This is a genomic window from Hyunsoonleella sp. 2307UL5-6 (genome assembly GCF_047345485.1).
In the GTDB taxonomy this organism is placed as follows: domain Bacteria; phylum Bacteroidota; class Bacteroidia; order Flavobacteriales; family Flavobacteriaceae; genus Jejuia.
In genome coordinates this window covers 69,244-86,992 of sequence record NZ_JBLFEN010000008.1, presented here as the reverse complement: position 1 = coordinate 86,992, position 17,749 = coordinate 69,244, and the positions used below count along the sequence as shown (strand labels likewise).

Here is a 17,749-nt window from a genome sequence, read left to right as displayed (position 1 = left end):
AAAATAAAAAATATTAATATGAAAACAACGTACAAATTTTTCTTTTTATTGATAGGGTTATCAATAATAGGATGTTCAGATTTAGAAGAAGTGCCAGTTGGCTTATTAGCTCCTGAAGGATTTTTTCAATCTCCAAGAGACTTACAAACGGCTGTTAACGGTGTATATGGACACATGACTCATGAGGATTTTTGGGGAAGAAAAATGTCACTAACTATATTATTACGTGGTGATATGGTAGATATTGGGGATCCAACGACATCTGCCCGTAGAATAGAGCATAACGAGTTTAATGTACCTGGTGATAATGGTATGATTCCAGATAACTGGAGAAGAACATATCAAATTATAGCAGCTGCAAATCAAGCTATTGCTGGAGCGGATTTAGTAAATGCTCCTGATGAGCAAAAGAACCCGATAACAGCACAAGCATATTTCGTTAGAGCATTTGCTTATTTTCATTTAGTACGACAATTTGGTGATATTCCTTATTTAGATGCTCCTGTAAGAGATGTAGAAGCAGCAGGTTCAATGAGTAAAACTTCAGCAGCAGATGTGTATTCAAATATTATAGCAGATTTAGAATTTGCAAAGCAGTGGTTGCCAAATACACAACCAGCTAGATCAATACCAGCAAAATCTGCAGCACATTCTTATTTAGCTTTAGTACATTTAACTATGGGTAACTATCAAGACGCCTATGATGAGGCTAAAGGTGTTATAGATAATGAAGGTGCTTATGATTTGGCTTTAGAAGCAGATTTTCAAGATTTATTTGACGCTACTACAATTGATGGTTCTAAAGAGCCAATATTTTCGTTAGATTTTAATGGATTTAGAGATGGGGATGCTGGTCAAGATTACCAACCAGCATTAACAGGTATTAGAAGCGACGAACAGTATGGTATTGGCGGCGGTTGGTCTGTAGCTGTACCTTCTTTAGAAGTTTATAACACTTGGGATGATAGAGATTACAGAAAAGCTGTAAGTTTTGATGCTACTGGTATCTTTGATGGAAATGAAGAGCCATTTGCTAATTACAGAAACTTTAATAGTAGGGCTGTTAATCGTCCTCATATTGCAAAATATACCCGTAATACTGGTGTGACTGCTAATAATAACGGTAGAGCTTCACAGCATAATTATTCTATGATGCGTTATGCAGAGGTTTTATTAATTGCTGCTGAAGCACTAAATGAAATTTCTGGTGGATCTACAGAAGCTGAAGGCTATGTAAATAGAGTAAGAGATAGAGCAAGAAACGGCGGTACGTTTCCTGAAGATGTTTCTGGATTATCACAAGATGATTTTAGAGATATGGTTTTAGAAGAACGAAGATTAGAATTAGCATTTGAGTTTAAAAGATGGTACGATATCGCTAGAAGAAGATTAGGTTCTGAAGTGTTTAGTGCCTCTGGTTTAGAGGGTGAAAAACCAAACTTTGATCCTAATCAAGATTATTTATTCCCATTACCAGCACAAGAGCTTGAAAGAAATCCTAACCTTTTACCTCAGAACCCTGGATACTAAGTCAAAGTTTAGTTTAATGTTTAGAGTTAGTTTTTTATTTATTATCCTTGGATTTGCATGTGTATCATGTAAATCTGAGGATAAAAAATATACAGACCTATCTAAACTGGAAATAGATGCATTACTTAACGCTAGATACTCACAACTTCTTGATTATGGAGTAGATTCTATGGCATTTGCTCGTAGTTATTCTACTGAAACAAAAACTATAAATAAGAGACCTTCAAAAGATTGGACTAGTGGTTTCTTCGCTGGAAATTTTTGGCAAATTTATATGTTAACTGGTAACAAAGCTTTTAAAGAACGTGCTAAAATATGGACTGCTTTTGTTGAGAAAGAAAAGTTTAATGGTGGAACCCACGATATGGGGTTTAAAATATTTTGCAGTTTTGGAAACGGACTTACAGTTGAAGACAACCAAGATTATAGAGATATTATTGTTAAGAGTGCAAGAACGTTAAGCACACGATATAATCCTCATATACAGAGTATACGTTCATGGGACTTTAATAAAGATAAATGGCAATTCCCTGTTATTATTGATAATATGATGAATTTAGAATTGCTTTTTGAGGCTGCTAAAATCTCAGGAGATAGTACCTTTTATTCTATTGCAGTAAATCATGCAAACACCACTATGAAAAATCATTTTCGTAAGGATCATAGTACTTGGCATGTTTTAGATTATGATACAATTTCTGGGCAAGTAAGAGATCGTGTTACCCATCAAGGCATAAATGATGATTCTGCATGGGCTAGAGGTCAAGGATGGGCAATAAATGGATACACTACAGTATATCGTTACACAAAAGATAAAAAATACTTAGATCGCGCTATAAATACTGCAGATTTTTTTATAAATCATAAAGATTTACCTGAAGATGGAATTCCGTATTGGGATTTTAGTCATCCAGATATACCTAATATTCCAAGAGATGTTTCTGCGGCTACCGTTGTAGCATCTGGTTTAGTAGAGTTATATCAGTATACAAAAAACGAAGCCTACTTAAACTACAGCAAAAAGGTTGTAAATAGTTTAAAAAGTACAAATTACATCTTACCAAAAGATTTAAATATTCCATTTATTTTAAATCATAGTTTTGGTGATTGGTCTAAACGTCACGAAATGGATGAGCCTATAGTATACGGCGATTACTATTTTTTACAGACTTTACTTCGGTTACGTGATTTAGAAAAATTATAAGTTTTTTTAGTAATTTAATTTGTAGTAATGTTGTCTTTTCAATTACAGCACTAACCTTATTAGACATTTATTAATAAACCAAAAATTTAAAATGAAAATTAATATTTCTCTACATAGTATCATGAGTTTTTTTTGTGCTACTATGTTATTAGTATCCTGTAATTCTAAAACAACAGAAAATCATGAGCGTTCAAGAATTAATATTAATGAGAATTGGCAATATTTAAATGAGAATGTTAAGTCTCCAGACATAGCATTAGAGACTAAAGGTTGGGAAACTATTAATTTACCACATTCGTGGAATGCTCTAGATGCAACCGATGTGATACCTGGTTATCGCAGAAATGCTAGCTGGTACAAAAAAGATATAGAAATTAATAAATTGTCTGGACAAAAATATCACTTATACTTTGAGGGTGTTAACATAGAAAGCGAGGTTTATGTTAATGGAGAAAAATTAGGAGAACATACAGGTGGTTATATTGGTTTTAGAATAGATATAACTGAAGCTATTAATAATGGAGAAAATCAAATTTTAGTTCGTGCAGATAATGGTTATAACCCTGAAGTCATACCATCTCAAAAAAGTGATTTTTTTATTTTTGGAGGCATCACTAGAGATGTTTGGTTGGAAACAATGCCACCTCAGTACCTTTCAAATTTAAAAATTACTACACCAAATGTTTCAAATGAAAATGCAGAATTACTAGCTACAGTAACATTAAATAAAGGTACAGATTCTAAACTAAAAGTTAAGGCATCTTTAATGGATACCAGTAATAAGGTTGTACAAACAGCCTTAGTTGATATATCTCAGGATGTAGCTAATATATCATTTAAGAATATTAAAAACCCTAAACTTTGGGATACTAAAACTCCAAATCTATATACGCTAAAAGTAGAGTTAATTGAGAATAAAATCGTTAAAGATATCTTATCAGAACGAGTGGGTTTTAGGTGGTTTGAGTTTAAAGACCATGGTGCATTTTATTTAAATGGTAAGCGTTTGTTGTTAAGAGGTACACATCGGCATGAAGAACATGCTGGCGTTGGTGCTGCTATGAGTAATGCGCAACATAGAAAGGATATGGAACTTATTAAAGATATGGGAGCTAATTTTGTGAGATTAGCACATTACCCACAAGATCCAGAAGTTTACAAAGCTTGTGATGAATTAGGACTTTTGGTGTGGGACGAATTGCCCTGGTGTCGCGGTGGTTTAGGTAACGATGCGTGGAAAGTAAACACTAAAGCAATGTTAAAGGAGATTATAGAACAAAATTATAATCACCCAAGCGTCATTTTATGGTCTTTAGGTAATGAAATTTATTGGCTTCCAGATTTTGAAAATGGCGATGATAGAAAAAAAATTAATACGTTTTTACAAGAATTAAATGATTATGCACATGAGTTAGATCCAACTCGAAAAACTGCTATTCGTAAATATTATGAAGGCGCACATATTGTTGATGTATTTTCACCTTCAATCTGGTCAGGTTGGTACTCTGGTAGTTATAAAAGTTATCAAAAAGCTATAGACCAATATAAAAACGTATACCCACATTTTTTACATGCTGAGTATGGAGGGTCTAGTCATGTTGGTAGACATACTGAAAACCCCATAACTGGAGAAGGTAAAATTCAGGCCGATGGATGGGAAGAGGCTATTGTACAAACCGACGTTGCTAATATAGCCCAAATAGGAGATTGGAGTGAAAATTATATTGTTGATCTTTTTGATTGGCATCTTAGAATTTCAGAAAACGACTCTACATTTGTTGGTAATGTACAGTGGGCGTTTAAAGATTTTGGAACACCTTTACGTCCTGAGAATGCTATACCGTATATGAATCAAAAAGGATTGGTAGATAGAACTGGAAAACCTAAAGATGCATTTTATGTATTTAAAAGTTACTGGAGTGATGTTCCCTTTACTTACATAGAATCTCATACTTGGACAGAGCGACAAGGACCAAAAGGAAAAACTAGAGACGTTTCAGTATATAGTAATTGTCCTGAAGTTGAGTTATTTTTAAATGGTAAAAGTCTAGGTGTAAAAAAGCGCGATACTAAAGTATTTCCTGCAGCAGGTTTAAACTGGAATTTGAGTTTTAAAGAAGGTGATAATACACTTGTATCCGTTGGTAAAACATCAGATAATAAGGAGTTTAAAGATGAATTAAAACTAAATTATAGATATATAAAAAATGGAAAAGCGAAAGAACTTAAATTAAATTATAACGCTTTAGATAATGGGAATTATTTAGTAACTGCAACTGCTATTGATAGTAAAGGCTTAAGATGTTTAGATTATGAAAATAGAGTGTATTTTCAATGTTTATCTGGTGGTGAAACATTTAAAAGCTTAGGCACACCAACAGGTAGTGAATCTATAGAAATGGCAAATGGAAAAGCATCAATTGAAGTGAAAAGAAATACGAAAGACCAACCATTAAAAATGATGGTGCTTAACCAGAATTTTAAGGGTACATATTTAACAATAAAGTAATGTATTTATAATTAGTAATTAAATCCTGAATTTTATAAATGAAATTTTTGAGTGTTTATTTAGTAGTATTAGGTACTATTTTTTCTTGTGAAACTTCTCAAGAAAAATTTAGTTTATTAAATGTTGAAAAAGCACGTATTTTAAATAAAGTAGAAGATTATTCTAATTTAAAACCACTTACCGTTACAGATAGTTTTTGTAACAGAAGTGCTGGAACAAAACATGATTTTTATTCTGAAGGTGACTATTGGTGGCCAAATCCTGATGCTAAAGAAGGTGCTTATATTAGGCGAGATGGCTTATCAAACCCTGATAACTTTAAACATCACAGAAAAGCAATTATACAGTTAAATCATATTTCCGGTACTCTAGCTTCTTCATATATCATTACAAAAGATAAAAAGCATTTAAAACAGCTTATTCCTCATTTAGAGGCGTGGTTCGTCAATCCTGAAACCAAGATGAATCCAAATTTATTATACGCTCAGGCTATAAAGGGTAAAGTAACAGGAAGAGGTATTGGTATAATAGATACTGTACATTTGGTTGAAGTAGCACTAGCCATAGAAGTACTTGCGGAATCTAATATATTAGAACAATCTCGATTACAAGCTATAAAACAGTGGTTTAAAGAGTATCTAAATTGGCTTACAACACATGCCTTTGGTATTTTAGAACGTGATAATGGTAATAACCATAGTGTATGTTGGGCAGTTCAAGTTGCAGCTTTTGCTCGATTAGTAGGTGATAATCGTCAATTAAATTATTGTAGAAAATTTTATAAAACTAATTTATTACCCAACCAAATGGCTATTGATGGTAGTTTTCCAAAAGAATTAAGTAGAACAAAACCTTATGGCTATTCTTTATTTAATTTAGATGCAATGAGTAACGTATGCCAATTGCTATCAACTAAAGATGATAATTTATTTGACTATAAAACCGACGATGGACGTTCGATACAACTAGGTTTACAATTTTTATATCCTTACATAAAAGATAAATCGAGTTGGCCATACCCAAAAGATGTTATGTATTTTAAAGATTGGCCAGTACGACAATCTGCTCTTTTATTTGGAGGTATTCATTTTAAAAATAACGAATATTTAAATCTATGGACTAATCTCGATTCTAAATTTAAAAAAGAAGAAATAGAGCGAAACATGCCTGTTAAATATCCTTTGTTATGGTATTGATTTCAAGGCTTTAAAGTCTTTTTTCTTCTTATTAAGAAAATCATCTAAGTTTTGAGTTAGAATGATTTTTATCATGCTTTTTATATAAAAGTATTATTAATTTTATTGGTAATTAAGTAAATGCCTTTAAGATATGATACGAAAAGCACCTGTTTCTATGATAATGACGCCTCACGTTATCACCTTAGCACAAGATGATAATTTAGAAAAAGCAGAGAAATTATTTAAGAGCTATAATATTAGGCACATTCCTGTAGTAGAAAAAAACGTAGTTGTCGGCATGTTAAGCTATTCAGATTTGCTACGGTTAAGTTTTGCAGATATAACTAATAGTAACGATACAGCTGTAGACGTAATGATTTACAATATGTTTACAATACATCAAGTTATGAAGAAAAACATAGAAAGTGTTTCGTCCTCTTGCTCCATAAAAGAAGTAGCAAAAATATTAGCCAAAAAAGAATTTCATGCATTACCAGTTATAAATAATAACCAATTAGTTGGTATAGTTACTACTACAGATTTAATAAACTACCTATTAGAGCAATTTTAAGAATTAGCAATAACTTTTAAATTTTTAATAGTTTCAGGCTGGTTATTACTCTTAAAAACATGGCTACCCGCTACAAAAACATTTGCACCTGCGTCAACTAATTGTTTTATGTTCTTATCAGTTACACCACCATCAATTTCTATATGCGTTTCTAAACCTTGTTCGTTAATCATTTTGCGAAGTTTTTTAACACGACCATAGGTAATATCTTCAAACTTTTGTCCTCCAAAACCAGGATTTATAGACATGAGCAACACCATAAAACACTCAGGTAAAATATCTTCTAAAACAGATACAGGAGTAGTTAAATTAAGTACAATACCAGCTTTACAACCAGCGGCTTTTATTTGTCTTAATGTTCTATGTAAATGCACTGTAGATTCGTAATGTACAGTAATAATATCTGCACCAACTTTAGCAAATTCCTCAATATAGCGCTCAGGTTTTTCAATCATTAAATGTACGTCCAAAGGTTTAGTTGCATGCTTTTTAATAGCTTGTATCACAGGCATACCATAAGAAATGTTTGGTACAAAGTGTCCATCCATAACATCTATATGAAACCAATCTGCATCACTATTATTTACCATTTCAGTATCTCTTTGTAAGTTTCCAAAGTCTGAAGCAAGCATTGAAGGTGCAATTAAAATAGAACTCATTTCGCTTTTTTTTTTATTTTTTAGCTAAGTGGTTAGAAATTATTATCCAACATTTCGAATAAAATTTTCAACCATAATTATTAATTTATTTGCAATTTTATTATCAGCATTTTTTAACCATTTTAAATACTCAGTAAGCTCTTTAAACTCGTTACTGCTTTTAACAATGGTAAACCCAAAACTATAATCTTCAAAAATGCGCTGTTCAGTTTTAATATTTATAACCTTAATGATATTTTTATGTCTGGAGTCAAACCTTATTTTTTCATAAGTCTGGTCAACACTTTCTGCCATACCTTCAAGCACTTGCAAAAAATTACCTTTGTGAAAAATCAAAACACCAGTAATATCATGTTTTAAGTTGTTTTCTTTAGCTTTTTTATAGATGGCTTTTACGTTTTCTAGAGGTTCGCTTAATCGAGCATCACTAATGTAGCAAACAGTTTTCAGCATTGTTGGTTAGAGGTTTTTTAACTGTATATAAATATTTTATACCTCCACATACGTTTAGGTTCCTCTACAAATATAAAATTCTTTTCTTAGTATACTGTACATAAATTACAAAAACAAACCCGCGGTAATCAGCCGCGGGTTCTTTCATCAATCAAAAAACGAACAGTTATGTTTTGTAACTGTTGTTACCTTAATTTAGTCGTAATATTTATCTAAAAATTACTAACCTAAATATGTTTTTAATATTTTACTTCTAGACGTATGTTTTAACCTACGAATAGCTTTTTCTTTAATTTGTCTAACACGCTCACGAGTTAAATCAAACGTTTCTCCAATTTCCTCTAAAGTCATTGGGTGTTGGTTTCCTAAACCAAAATATAAACGAATAACATCAGCTTCACGAGGCGTTAATGTTTCCAAAGCACGCTCAATTTCCGTACGTAAAGATTCGTGTAATAATTCTCGATCTGGGTTTGGAGATTCTCCCGAGTTTAATACATCATATAAGTTAGAATCTTCACCTTCAACTAAAGGCGCATCCATACTTACGTGGCGTCCAGAGTTTTTCATAGACTCCTTAACATCGTTAATCGTCATGTCCAATTCCTTTGCAATTTCCTCAGCAGAAGGTGGGCGTTCATGACTTTGCTCCAAGAAAGCAAACGTTTTGTTAATTTTATTAATAGAACCAATTTTGTTTAAAGGTAAACGTACAATACGAGATTGTTCAGCCAATGCTTGAAGAATCGATTGACGAATCCACCAAACCGCGTACGAAATAAATTTAAAACCACGCGTTTCATCAAAACGTTGTGCCGCTTTAATTAAACCTAAATTACCCTCATTAATCAAATCTGGTAACGTTAAACCTTGGTTTTGGTATTGCTTAGCCACAGATACTACGAAACGTAAATTAGCTTTCGTTAATTTCTCTAAAGCTATCTGGTCGCCAGCCTTAATACGCTGTGCTAATTCCACTTCCTCATCGGCTGTAATTAAATCAACCTTACCAATTTCCTGTAGATATTTATCTAACGATGCGGTTTCTCTATTGGTAACCTGCTTCGTAATTTTAAGTTGTCTCATCTAATGTATCCTGATTTTAAATTGTGAATAAATAGGTCGTTCATTAGTTATACGTGCAAAAGTTACATTTTGTTACAAAAAAAGATTAATTTATTTTTAACCTCTTAGTTATTAGACGCTAAAAAACTCAAAAAGTCACATTCATCAATAATTTTTTTTGGGCATTACCCTAAAGGGTCGGGCTTTCCGCTACAAGTCCTCGCACCTCCTTACGTCGGGCTGCGGGCTTTCCACTACAATCCCTAATGCGCTTACTCTTGCGGCTTACTCAATACGCCAAGATAAAAATTTAGCTTGGATGAAATAGCGTGTGCTTTTTGTAAAGACGATTAAACTTTCACGACTTAAAATATCATGAAAAACTTTGGTATAATAGTATGTTTAGTTACAACTTTTTGTTTTAGTTGTAGTGAAAAAGATGATTTATTTAATGCAAATGCTGTAAGAACTCCTCCAATAATTTCGGTTCCAAATCAATTTGCAGACCCAAATTTAAACCAACAAGCCAGAGATTTATATACGAGATTAATTAACATAACGCAAAACGGTATTGCATTTGGGCAACAACAACCCTTTGGTACTGGAAACAATTTTCCAGTAACTAACGCCTTAGAACAAGATTTTTTTGAAGTTACAGGAGATTATCCCGCAATTGCAGGATTCGATTTAGAATTAATTAGCCTCCAGCCAGATTCAAATACCCCTGTATCTTCTCTTGACGAATTTGTCAATAGATTTACAACCGCAGTAATAGAAGCCCACCAAAATGGAAGTATTATAACCATAAGTTGGCATCATGTAAATCCAAACGGTTTTGGTTCTAGTTTTGATGGCATAGTAGCTAAGTTTCTAGAGGGAGGAGAATTTCGTAACGAATACATAGAGCGTTTATCCAGAGCAGCGCGGTTATTAAATAATCTGGTAGATGCTCAGGGTAATCCCATACCAGTGTTATTTAGACCTTGGCATGAAATGAATGGCAATTTCTTTTTTTGGGGAGAGGGTTTTAGAACAACTCAAGATTATACACAACTCTGGAAAGACACTATAAAAATACTCTCTGAAGATTTTAACGTACATAACCTTATTTATGTTTACGCGCCCAACTTAGTATCTAATAGATCAGAGTATTTAAGAAATTATCCAGGAGACGATTATGTAGATATGTTAGGTATTGATGTATACGATTTTAGAAATGGAAATTACTTAAACAATGCTTTAAGAAATCTAGAAATTGTAGAAGATATTGCACTCGAAAAAAATATGCTCTTCGCACTTACAGAAACAGGTTTAGAAAATGTAGTGGACAATACATGGTTTACAGAACGTTTATATAAAGCCATTAGAAGTAGTAGTATTACCTACACTATGATATGGCGAAACGATATGACTACATTTTTCCATGCACCTTTTGTTGGGCATGCCTCTGAAAATAATTTTAATGAATTTCTACAAAATGAACTTATGTTGTTAAGTAGTGATATTCAATAGTTTTTACAAACACTAAATTAAAACGATAACTGTAGTTAAGCTATAATCTCAATTATTCAAATTACATTTGGCATATAAAAGTGTTTAATCATGACGCATTTGCAACAAACATTACAAAACCCAGTTTGGTATGCTCTAAAGGAAACCCATAAAGAATTTGTTATAGAGTATGATGAGGTAAAATTTTACAATCCAGAAATTTGCCCTTTTGGTGCATTTACCAATGGAGAAAAAACTAAACAAGCACTTACGGCATATTCAAAATTAGTAGAAACTTTTTTTTTAGTTTCTGAAAACGGTACGCCTGTAGTAGATGATAATTATGTTGTGCTAGACAGAAAAATAGAAGGCTGCCAAATGGTACTAAATATGCTTATAGAAGTTGAAATAACAGAAGTTATTGTGCCGCTAACAGCAGCTTATAAACAAGAAATTTATGATTTAATATGGTTAGTAATGCCAGGGTATTACAAAAAAAGAAGTTTTGAAATGGGAAACTATTTTGGGATTTTTAAAGATAAAAAGTTGGTAGCTGTTACAGGCCAGCGTATGCAGACTAATAATTTTATAGAAGTAAGCGGTGTTGTTACTCATCCTGATTTTACTAGGCTTGGTTATGCAAAACAACTTATAACACATACTACAAAAGAAATATTAAAAGTTAAAAAGCAGCCTATTTTGCATACCAATAAAGGTAACCCTGCAATAGGCTTATACAAATCATTAGGTTTTAAATTAACTAGAGATATGAATTGGTGGTATTTCCATACGAAGTAAACCCTTTTTTAGTGATGTGCTTCTTTTAATAACTCCTTCGGAAACTTAGCCTGAAAACGTTTTAGTCTAGGCACAGATACATTGCGAATGTAACCGTTGTTTGGATGAAGTCTTTCGTAGTTTTGATGATAATCTTCACCTATCCAAAATTTCTGAAAAGGGTATACTTCTGCCGCAATAGTAGCATTTAGTTTTGTAGCTAAGGCTGCTTTTTTCTCAAGAATAATTTTCTTTTGAATATCATTTTGATAAAAAATAATAGATCGGTATTGAGAACCTCTATCAGGACCTTGTCCGTTTACTTGTATTGGGTTTTGCGATGCAAAATAAGCATCAACAAGTATTGAAAAACTAACTACTTTAGGATCGTAAATTACCTCTATAGCTTCGGCATGTCCTGTGCGCCCTGTGTTGCTAGCAGCGTATGTTGGGTTTTCTGTATGGCCTCCTGAATAGCCATTAATAACCTCGTCCACTCCTTTTATACTTTCATAAACTGCTTCTACACACCAAAAACATCCACTTGCAAAATAAGCTTTTGCTTTTCCATTTTCTAATGGTACTTCAATAGGTTGAGCACTAATTACGCTTTGCTGTTTTTTACTATTTTGGGCAGAGTTTTGACAACTAAAACATAACGTTACAATTAATATAGTAATAAGATTTTTCATTGTTTTTCTTTTTCTAATAGACGTATAAAAATACAAAACCTTAAGTGGTAAAGTGTGAAAGTTATTTTAAATATTTGTTTTGCGTTTAAGCATTAATTTTTCTAATTGATATAGGTTGACTTCTATTTTAATTAAATTTCCTGACTCAGAAACCATAAACTAGCGCCAAGGAGTTGAGTTTATCTGCTTGGAAGGACTACGGTTGGGTTTGCGTTAGGGATTGAGGGATTTGTTGAAGCTCCCCGACGTAGGAGGGAGCGACTCCCGAAAGCCCGACCCTTGGGTAACGCCCAAATTATTTTGCATAAAAAAAGCCTTCAGTTAATGAAGGCTCTTAGTTTTATAATGTAAAATGTTTTACAGTTTAGCAAACATTTTTTCCATTTTTGCTTTTTGTTCTTCAGCTAATTCAGCATCTACTAAAATTCTACCACTATGCTCATCAGTAATTACTTTTTTACGAGACGCAATTTCTACTTGAACTTGAGGTGGAATTGTAAAGAATGAACCTCCAGAAGCTCCTCTTTCTATAGGTACTACAGCTAGTCCGTTTTTAACATTTATACGAATTCTATCGTAAGCTGCAACCAAACGTTCTTCAATCTGTTTTTTATAGTCATCAGATTTAGAGATTAAGGCTTGCTCTTCTTTTTCAGTTTCGGCTAAAATAGCATCTAACTCACTTTTTTTATGTTTTAAGTGTGTTTCGCGTTCTTTTAACAAATCTTTAGTGGTATTTATTACCTCTTTCTTTTGTTCAATTTGTGCCTTAAATTCTTTGATGTGTTTATCGGCCAGTTGAATTTCTAATTCTTGAAATTCAACTTCCTTAGAAAGCGAATTAAATTCTCTGTTATTTCTAACATTTTTTTGTTGTTCGCCATATTTTTTAATGAGTGCCTTAGACTCTTCAATTAAATTTTTTCTAGAAGAAATATTATTGTCTATACCTTCTAAATCAGCGACTAGTTTTTCTAATCTAATGTTTAACCCAGCAACTTCATCTTCTAAATCTCTTACTTCTAAAGGCAATTCTCCTCGTACATTTCTTATTTCATCAATGCGAGAATCTATAAGTTGTAAATCGTATAAAGCTCTTAAACGATCTTCTACACTAACTTCTTTCTTTTTAGCCATACTTTAAAAATACTTAACAGGATTGGTATTTGTCTTTGATAAAATGATTGCAAAATTAGTAATTTTTTTTGTAAGATACTCTACTAAATAGTTTTTTGTGAATTGTTCGCTTTCGTAGTGCCCAATGTCTGCTAAAAATATACTGTTTTCAGCTGAGAAAAAATCATGATATTTTAAATCTGCAGTTACAAAAGCGTCAGCACCAGCAGCTTTAGCTGCACCTATAGCAAAACTGCCTGAGCCACCTAAAACTGCTATTTTTTTAATAGGTTTGTGTAATAGTGAAGAGTGGCGAATGCACCCTGTATTCATTTTTAATTTTAAATGATTTAGAAAATCAATCTCAGAAAGCGAGTTTTGCAATTCGCCAACCATTCCCATACCTATATGCTGATTTTTATTCTCTATAGTTATTATCTCGTAAGCTACTTCCTCATAAGAATGTGTTTCTAGTAGTGTTTTTAAAATTTTAGATTGCAAGTGTTTTGGAAATGTCACTGTTATTTTAGTTTCAGCTTCAGTATGTATTGTATCCTTTGTACCTTTTGTAGGGTTTGAAACAGTATTACCTTTAAAAGTTCCATTGCCTTCAACACTAAAACTACAATTGCTATAATTACCTATACTGCCGGCGCCACTACTAAAAAGTGCATTTCGTAATGTTTTGGCTTCATCTTTAGGTACATACGTTGTTAGTTTTTTTATAGTGCCGTGTTGTGGTATTAAAATTTGTTTATGTTGTAACTCTAATTTATTACAAATTATAGCACTTACACCTTCAAAAGTATTATCTAAAGCGGTATGCATACTGTATATTACTATACTATGTTTTATAGCTTTTATAACAACACGCTCCACATAGGTTTTGCCAGTTAGTTTTTTTAGACCTTTAAAAATAATAGGGTGGAAGCTCACAATAAGGTTGCAGTTTTTTGCAATTGCTTCATCTACTACGCTTTCTAAAGTATCAAGAGTTACTAATACTCCCGTTAATGGTGCAGTTACATCTCCTACTAAAGTTCCAACGTTATCAAAATCTTCGGCATAAGATAATGGAGATAAAGTTTCTAGATGATTAATAACTTCTTGTATAATCATGTTATTCGTGTTTAAATTCAAATATAAAATAATTACATTCACAAAGTATAAATAATTTCATTCAATGGACTTCTTGTAGTTTCATTGTCGTAATAATTATTATATTCATTGCTTTTTAATTTTAAAACAAATTGATATCGTTTGTGAAGCTGTTAAGAAAAATATTATTTCCAATTGTACCAATTTATTATATGGTGACTTGGTTACGAAATAAATTTTATGACTTTGGCATAAAAACATCAACTACTTATGATGTTCCTGTAATTTGTGTTGGTAATTTAAGTGTTGGTGGTACAGGAAAAACACCTATGATTGAGTATTTGATTATACTTTTAAAGGCACAACATAAAGTAGCAACCTTAAGTAGAGGTTATAAGCGTAAAAGTGTTGGGTTTCAATTAGCAGATAACACAACTGTTATGGAAGATATAGGTGATGAGCCTTTTCAATTCCATAATAAGTTTGGGTCATCAATTTATGTTGCAGTAGATAGTAATCGTGTAAATGGGATAGCACAATTATTACAGCAAACTAAGCCACCAAACATAGTATTATTAGATGATGCGTTCCAGCACAGAAAGGTTAAAGCTGGCTTTAATATTATGCTTACAACGTATAATAATCCGTTTTTTAAGGATATTGTTTTGCCAACTGGTAATTTAAGAGAGCCAAGGCAAGGGTACAAACGTGCAAATATTATTGTAGTTACTAAATGCCCTTTAGATATAGCTGATACTGAAAAAGCTAAGTTTATAAAAAAAATAAATGCTTTAAACCACCAACAGGTGTTTTTTAGCTCTATATCTTATTCTAATATAGTACTATCAAAAACAGAAAAAGTAAACTTAGATGTAATAAACAATTTTACATTGGTAACAGGAATAGCAAATGCAGAACCTTTAGTGCGGTATTTAAAATCTAAAAACTTAAAATTTGAGCATTTGAATTATAAAGATCATCATCAATTTTCTGTTGAAGATATATCTAATTTAGAATTACATGAGAAACTATTAACTACGGAAAAAGATTATATGCGATTAAAAAAGTATAAATCTTTAGAAAGAAAATTATTTTATTTACCAATTAAGATGGTGATATCTGAGAGTGAGGTGTTTGATGGTGTTATAAATGATTTTATAAAATCATTTTAAGCAGTTTTAGATTTTTTTTCAGATAGCGCATTAAAAAGTTTTTTCTCAAATTCTTCCTGTTTAAATGGTTTTGGGATGATATCTGTAAAACCTGCGTCTTCAAATTCTTGCATTTTATCTTCTATAGTAACCGCGGTAAGTGCAAAAATGGTAAGTTCTTTATCAAAACTTCTCACAATTTTAGTAGCCTCTATACCGCTAATTCCAGGCATATGTATATCCATTAAAATAATGTCATATTTATTGTTTTTTATTTTTTTAACAGCATCTTCTCCATTATCTACTATTTCGCAAGCAAGATCCATTTTGTTCAAAATCTTTTTGGTAATCATTTGGTTAATCTTATTATCTTCTACAACCAAAATTTTAACGGTACTTAAATCTATTTTAGGTTTAGTTTCAACTTTCAGAATTTGTTTTTTAGCTGCTTTTTCTTTAGCTTCATTATATTCTAGAGGAATTTCGAAGAAAAAAGTTGTACCCTTTCCTAACTCACTTTGTAAATAAATTTTACCTTTTAATATGTCTATTAAACCTTTAACAATAGATAAACCTAGGCCAGTACCACCATATTTTCTATTGATTTGAATTGAGCCTTGCGAGAAGCTCTCAAACATATTGTCTTGTTTCTCTTTGGTGATACCAATACCATTATCTTCTACTTCAAAACGTAGTTGATACATATCATTTTTTTGTCCTATTTTGTAAACTCTAATCCAAATATCACCTTCTTTAGTAAACTTTATTGAGTTTCCTAGAAGGTTAATTAATATTTGTGAAATTTTTAATTGATCTGCTATAAAGTTTTCAGGCAAGTCCTTATCATATTCAAAATGTACAGTAATATCATTATCTAAAGCAGAGTTGTTTAATGCTAGAATTATGTTGTTAATTTTCTTTTTAAGATTAAATGGTTCTGATTCTATTTCAACTTTATTTGCTTCAATTTTATTAATTTGAAGAATATCATTTATAAAAGTTAATAGATAATCTCCAGAAAATTTTAATGATTTTAAATGTTGAATTTGTTCAGGTTTGGGGTTTTCATCTAGTAACATATTACTTAATCCAGTAACTGCATACAGTGGTGTTCTCAACTCGTGAGTAACTGTAGATAAGAAGTTAGCTTTTGTTTTAGATGCAAGTTCAGCTTTCTCTTTAGCCACAATAAGTTCATTATTTTTTTTATGAAGCATATTGTTTGTTTTAAGCCTAATGTTATTGTTTTTGTAAAGTGAAAGCGTGAGTAAAGATAAAATGGTGATAAGTGCTACACTAAGTATTGAAATTAATGTGCTTAAATCGTTTTTACTATTGGCTACTTCTAATTCAGCCTGCTGTTTTTTATTACTTTCTACTAAATCGTTATTTAATAAGGCTGCACGTTTTTCTGGAGATAAACTAGCTCGTTTTACGCCTCTTAAAGAATCTGATAATTTTACATGAGCCTTTAAGTAGTTATTGGCAAGTTCATAATTAGTATTACTTTCATGAATTTTACTCAATATTAAAAGCCCTGTATTTTCTATAGATTTATAGTTGTTAGCTTGTGCTAGTTTTAAACCTTCATCAGCAAAATCTAAGGCTTTTTGATAGTCTTTTAGAATGTTATATACTTTACCGTGCTTAACCAATGCACTACTTAATGTATTAGTTAAACCTTCTTTTCTAGAAAGCGCCACGGCTTGTTCTATAAGTTCTCTAGCTTTTCGGTAATTCTTTAGTTCAATGTATGCATTACTCTCAGCCAATAAAGTTTCTGCAAGTTCTGCATCTAGATTTTCTTCTTGAAATTTAGATTTTGCTGCACGATATTGATCTAAAGCTTGGTATATGTTATTTTTTGCCATATAAACATCACCAAACGTTTTATAAGAGCGACCAAGATTTTTGTTATCGTTTATTATTCGTTGCATTGCAATTGCTGCAGTAAGCTCTTTAATTGCAGTATCCACATCTTCTATAATTAAGTGAAGGCGGCCTTTTTTGCATTGAATTATTCCTATACTTTTTTTATTATTTGAATTTTGTGCGAGTTCTAGTGCTTCGTCTAACGTCTTTTGAGCTTCAAAATAATTAAAGTTTTCAATTGATTTTTGAGCTTGCTCGATACGGTAGTTTATGTTGTTTTGAATGATCTCAGGATCCTTCTCTATTGTGTTTTGAGAGAACGAACTTATTGATAATAGTATCAAAACAATAAATATGTATTGCTTTATTTGGGACATTTTAAG

15 protein-coding genes are annotated in these 17,749 nt (G+C 31.8%); 8 read left to right on the top strand and 7 right to left on the bottom strand.

The annotated features are described in order from the left end of the window. Window positions 1–18: 18 nt before the first annotated feature. The 5 genes from ACKGJY_RS13915 (at window position 19) to ACKGJY_RS13895 (ending at window position 6,992) form a co-directional block, all read left to right on the top strand. Window positions 19–1,530: a RagB/SusD family nutrient uptake outer membrane protein gene (locus ACKGJY_RS13915; protein ID WP_413974505.1), complete on the top strand. Its 1,512-nt coding sequence runs from the start codon at window positions 19–21 to the stop codon at window positions 1,528–1,530. Window positions 1,531–1,546: 16 nt separating this feature from the next. Further along, window positions 1,547–2,734: a glycoside hydrolase family 88 protein gene (locus ACKGJY_RS13910; RefSeq protein ID WP_413974504.1), complete on the top strand. Its 1,188-nt coding sequence runs from the start codon at window positions 1,547–1,549 to the stop codon at window positions 2,732–2,734. Window positions 2,735–2,825: 91 nt separating this feature from the next. Beyond that, a complete protein-coding gene (locus ACKGJY_RS13905; protein ID WP_413974503.1) occupies window positions 2,826–5,243 on the top strand; it encodes a glycoside hydrolase family 2 protein in 2,418 nt (805 codons plus the stop codon). A gap of 38 nt (window positions 5,244–5,281) precedes the next feature. Further along, on the top strand, window positions 5,282–6,439 hold the full coding sequence (locus ACKGJY_RS13900) for an alginate lyase family protein (RefSeq protein WP_413974502.1): 1,158 nt from the start codon (window positions 5,282–5,284) through the stop codon (window positions 6,437–6,439). Between the two features lie 133 nt (window positions 6,440–6,572). Continuing rightward, a complete protein-coding gene (locus ACKGJY_RS13895) occupies window positions 6,573–6,992 on the top strand; it encodes a CBS domain-containing protein (RefSeq protein WP_413974501.1) in 420 nt (139 codons plus the stop codon). On the opposite strand, the gene rpe is transcribed toward ACKGJY_RS13895, so the two are convergent. From rpe to ACKGJY_RS13880, 3 genes are all read right to left on the bottom strand, one after another. Next, a complete protein-coding gene (gene rpe / locus ACKGJY_RS13890) occupies window positions 6,989–7,651 on the bottom strand; it encodes a ribulose-phosphate 3-epimerase (protein WP_413974500.1) in 663 nt (220 codons plus the stop codon). The two genes, ACKGJY_RS13895 and rpe, sit on opposite strands and share 4 nt — an antisense overlap. Before the next feature lie 42 nt (window positions 7,652–7,693). Next, complete coding sequence (locus ACKGJY_RS13885; RefSeq protein WP_413974499.1) at window positions 7,694–8,104, bottom strand: BLUF domain-containing protein; 411 nt, start codon at window positions 8,102–8,104, stop codon at window positions 7,694–7,696. A gap of 222 nt (window positions 8,105–8,326) precedes the next feature. Continuing rightward, window positions 8,327–9,190 carry an RNA polymerase sigma factor RpoD/SigA gene (locus ACKGJY_RS13880; protein WP_034041378.1) on the bottom strand — a complete coding sequence of 288 codons (864 nt, stop codon included), beginning with the start codon at window positions 9,188–9,190 and terminating at the stop codon, window positions 8,327–8,329. A gap of 354 nt (window positions 9,191–9,544) precedes the next feature. On the opposite strand from ACKGJY_RS13880, the gene ACKGJY_RS13875 reads away from it, so the two are divergent. Together ACKGJY_RS13875 and ACKGJY_RS13870 are read left to right on the top strand one after the other, a co-directional pair. Next, window positions 9,545–10,681 (top strand): glycoside hydrolase family 26 protein, encoded by a 1,137-nt coding sequence (locus ACKGJY_RS13875; RefSeq protein ID WP_413974498.1) that lies wholly within the window; start codon window positions 9,545–9,547, stop codon window positions 10,679–10,681. Window positions 10,682–10,771: 90 nt separating this feature from the next. Continuing rightward, window positions 10,772–11,458, top strand: a complete 687-nt coding sequence (locus ACKGJY_RS13870) for a GNAT family N-acetyltransferase (RefSeq protein WP_413974497.1) — start codon at window positions 10,772–10,774, stop codon at window positions 11,456–11,458. 8 nt (window positions 11,459–11,466) lie between these two features. On the opposite strand, the gene msrA is transcribed toward ACKGJY_RS13870, so the two are convergent. The 3 genes from msrA to ACKGJY_RS13855 form a co-directional block, all read right to left on the bottom strand. Continuing rightward, window positions 11,467–12,129, bottom strand: a complete 663-nt coding sequence (gene msrA / locus ACKGJY_RS13865; protein WP_413974496.1) for a peptide-methionine (S)-S-oxide reductase MsrA — start codon at window positions 12,127–12,129, stop codon at window positions 11,467–11,469. A 357-nt stretch (window positions 12,130–12,486) separates the two neighbouring features. Then, complete coding sequence (locus tag ACKGJY_RS13860; RefSeq protein WP_413974495.1) at window positions 12,487–13,266, bottom strand: zinc ribbon domain-containing protein; 780 nt, start codon at window positions 13,264–13,266, stop codon at window positions 12,487–12,489. Between the two features lie 3 nt (window positions 13,267–13,269). Beyond that, on the bottom strand, window positions 13,270–14,364 hold the full coding sequence (locus ACKGJY_RS13855) for a Nif3-like dinuclear metal center hexameric protein (protein WP_413974494.1): 1,095 nt from the start codon (window positions 14,362–14,364) through the stop codon (window positions 13,270–13,272). 143 nt (window positions 14,365–14,507) lie between these two features. On the opposite strand from ACKGJY_RS13855, the gene lpxK reads away from it, so the two are divergent. Beyond that, the gene (lpxK, locus tag ACKGJY_RS13850; protein WP_413974493.1) at window positions 14,508–15,515 is read left to right on the top strand and encodes a tetraacyldisaccharide 4'-kinase; all 1,008 of its coding nucleotides are present in this window, start codon (window positions 14,508–14,510) and stop codon (window positions 15,513–15,515) included. On the opposite strand, the gene ACKGJY_RS13845 is transcribed toward lpxK, so the two are convergent. Continuing rightward, entirely contained in the window at window positions 15,512–17,743 is a 2,232-nt protein-coding gene (locus ACKGJY_RS13845) for an ATP-binding protein (protein WP_413974492.1), read from the bottom strand. The two genes, lpxK and ACKGJY_RS13845, sit on opposite strands and share 4 nt — an antisense overlap. Window positions 17,744–17,749 lie beyond the last annotated feature (6 nt).

What these genes read in the sequence shown, in the direction of transcription:
- ACKGJY_RS13915 (WP_413974505.1), top strand. Translation starts at nt 19, where the DNA reads ATGAAAACAACGTACAAATTTTTCTTTTTATTGATAGGGTTATCAATA.
- ACKGJY_RS13910 (WP_413974504.1), top strand. Translation starts at nt 1,547, where the DNA reads ATGTTTAGAGTTAGTTTTTTATTTATTATCCTTGGATTTGCATGTGTA.
- ACKGJY_RS13905 (WP_413974503.1), top strand. Translation starts at nt 2,826, where the DNA reads ATGAAAATTAATATTTCTCTACATAGTATCATGAGTTTTTTTTGTGCT.
- ACKGJY_RS13900 (WP_413974502.1), top strand. Translation starts at nt 5,282, where the DNA reads ATGAAATTTTTGAGTGTTTATTTAGTAGTATTAGGTACTATTTTTTCT.
- ACKGJY_RS13895 (WP_413974501.1), top strand. Translation starts at nt 6,573, where the DNA reads ATGATACGAAAAGCACCTGTTTCTATGATAATGACGCCTCACGTTATC.
- rpe (WP_413974500.1), bottom strand. Translation starts at nt 7,651, where the DNA reads ATGAGTTCTATTTTAATTGCACCTTCAATGCTTGCTTCAGACTTTGGA.
- ACKGJY_RS13885 (WP_413974499.1), bottom strand. Translation starts at nt 8,104, where the DNA reads ATGCTGAAAACTGTTTGCTACATTAGTGATGCTCGATTAAGCGAACCT.
- ACKGJY_RS13880 (WP_034041378.1), bottom strand. Translation starts at nt 9,190, where the DNA reads ATGAGACAACTTAAAATTACGAAGCAGGTTACCAATAGAGAAACCGCA.
- ACKGJY_RS13875 (WP_413974498.1), top strand. Translation starts at nt 9,545, where the DNA reads ATGAAAAACTTTGGTATAATAGTATGTTTAGTTACAACTTTTTGTTTT.
- ACKGJY_RS13870 (WP_413974497.1), top strand. Translation starts at nt 10,772, where the DNA reads ATGACGCATTTGCAACAAACATTACAAAACCCAGTTTGGTATGCTCTA.
- msrA (WP_413974496.1), bottom strand. Translation starts at nt 12,129, where the DNA reads ATGAAAAATCTTATTACTATATTAATTGTAACGTTATGTTTTAGTTGT.
- ACKGJY_RS13860 (WP_413974495.1), bottom strand. Translation starts at nt 13,266, where the DNA reads ATGGCTAAAAAGAAAGAAGTTAGTGTAGAAGATCGTTTAAGAGCTTTA.
- ACKGJY_RS13855 (WP_413974494.1), bottom strand. Translation starts at nt 14,364, where the DNA reads ATGATTATACAAGAAGTTATTAATCATCTAGAAACTTTATCTCCATTA.
- ACKGJY_RS13845 (WP_413974492.1), bottom strand. Translation starts at nt 17,743, where the DNA reads ATGTCCCAAATAAAGCAATACATATTTATTGTTTTGATACTATTATCA.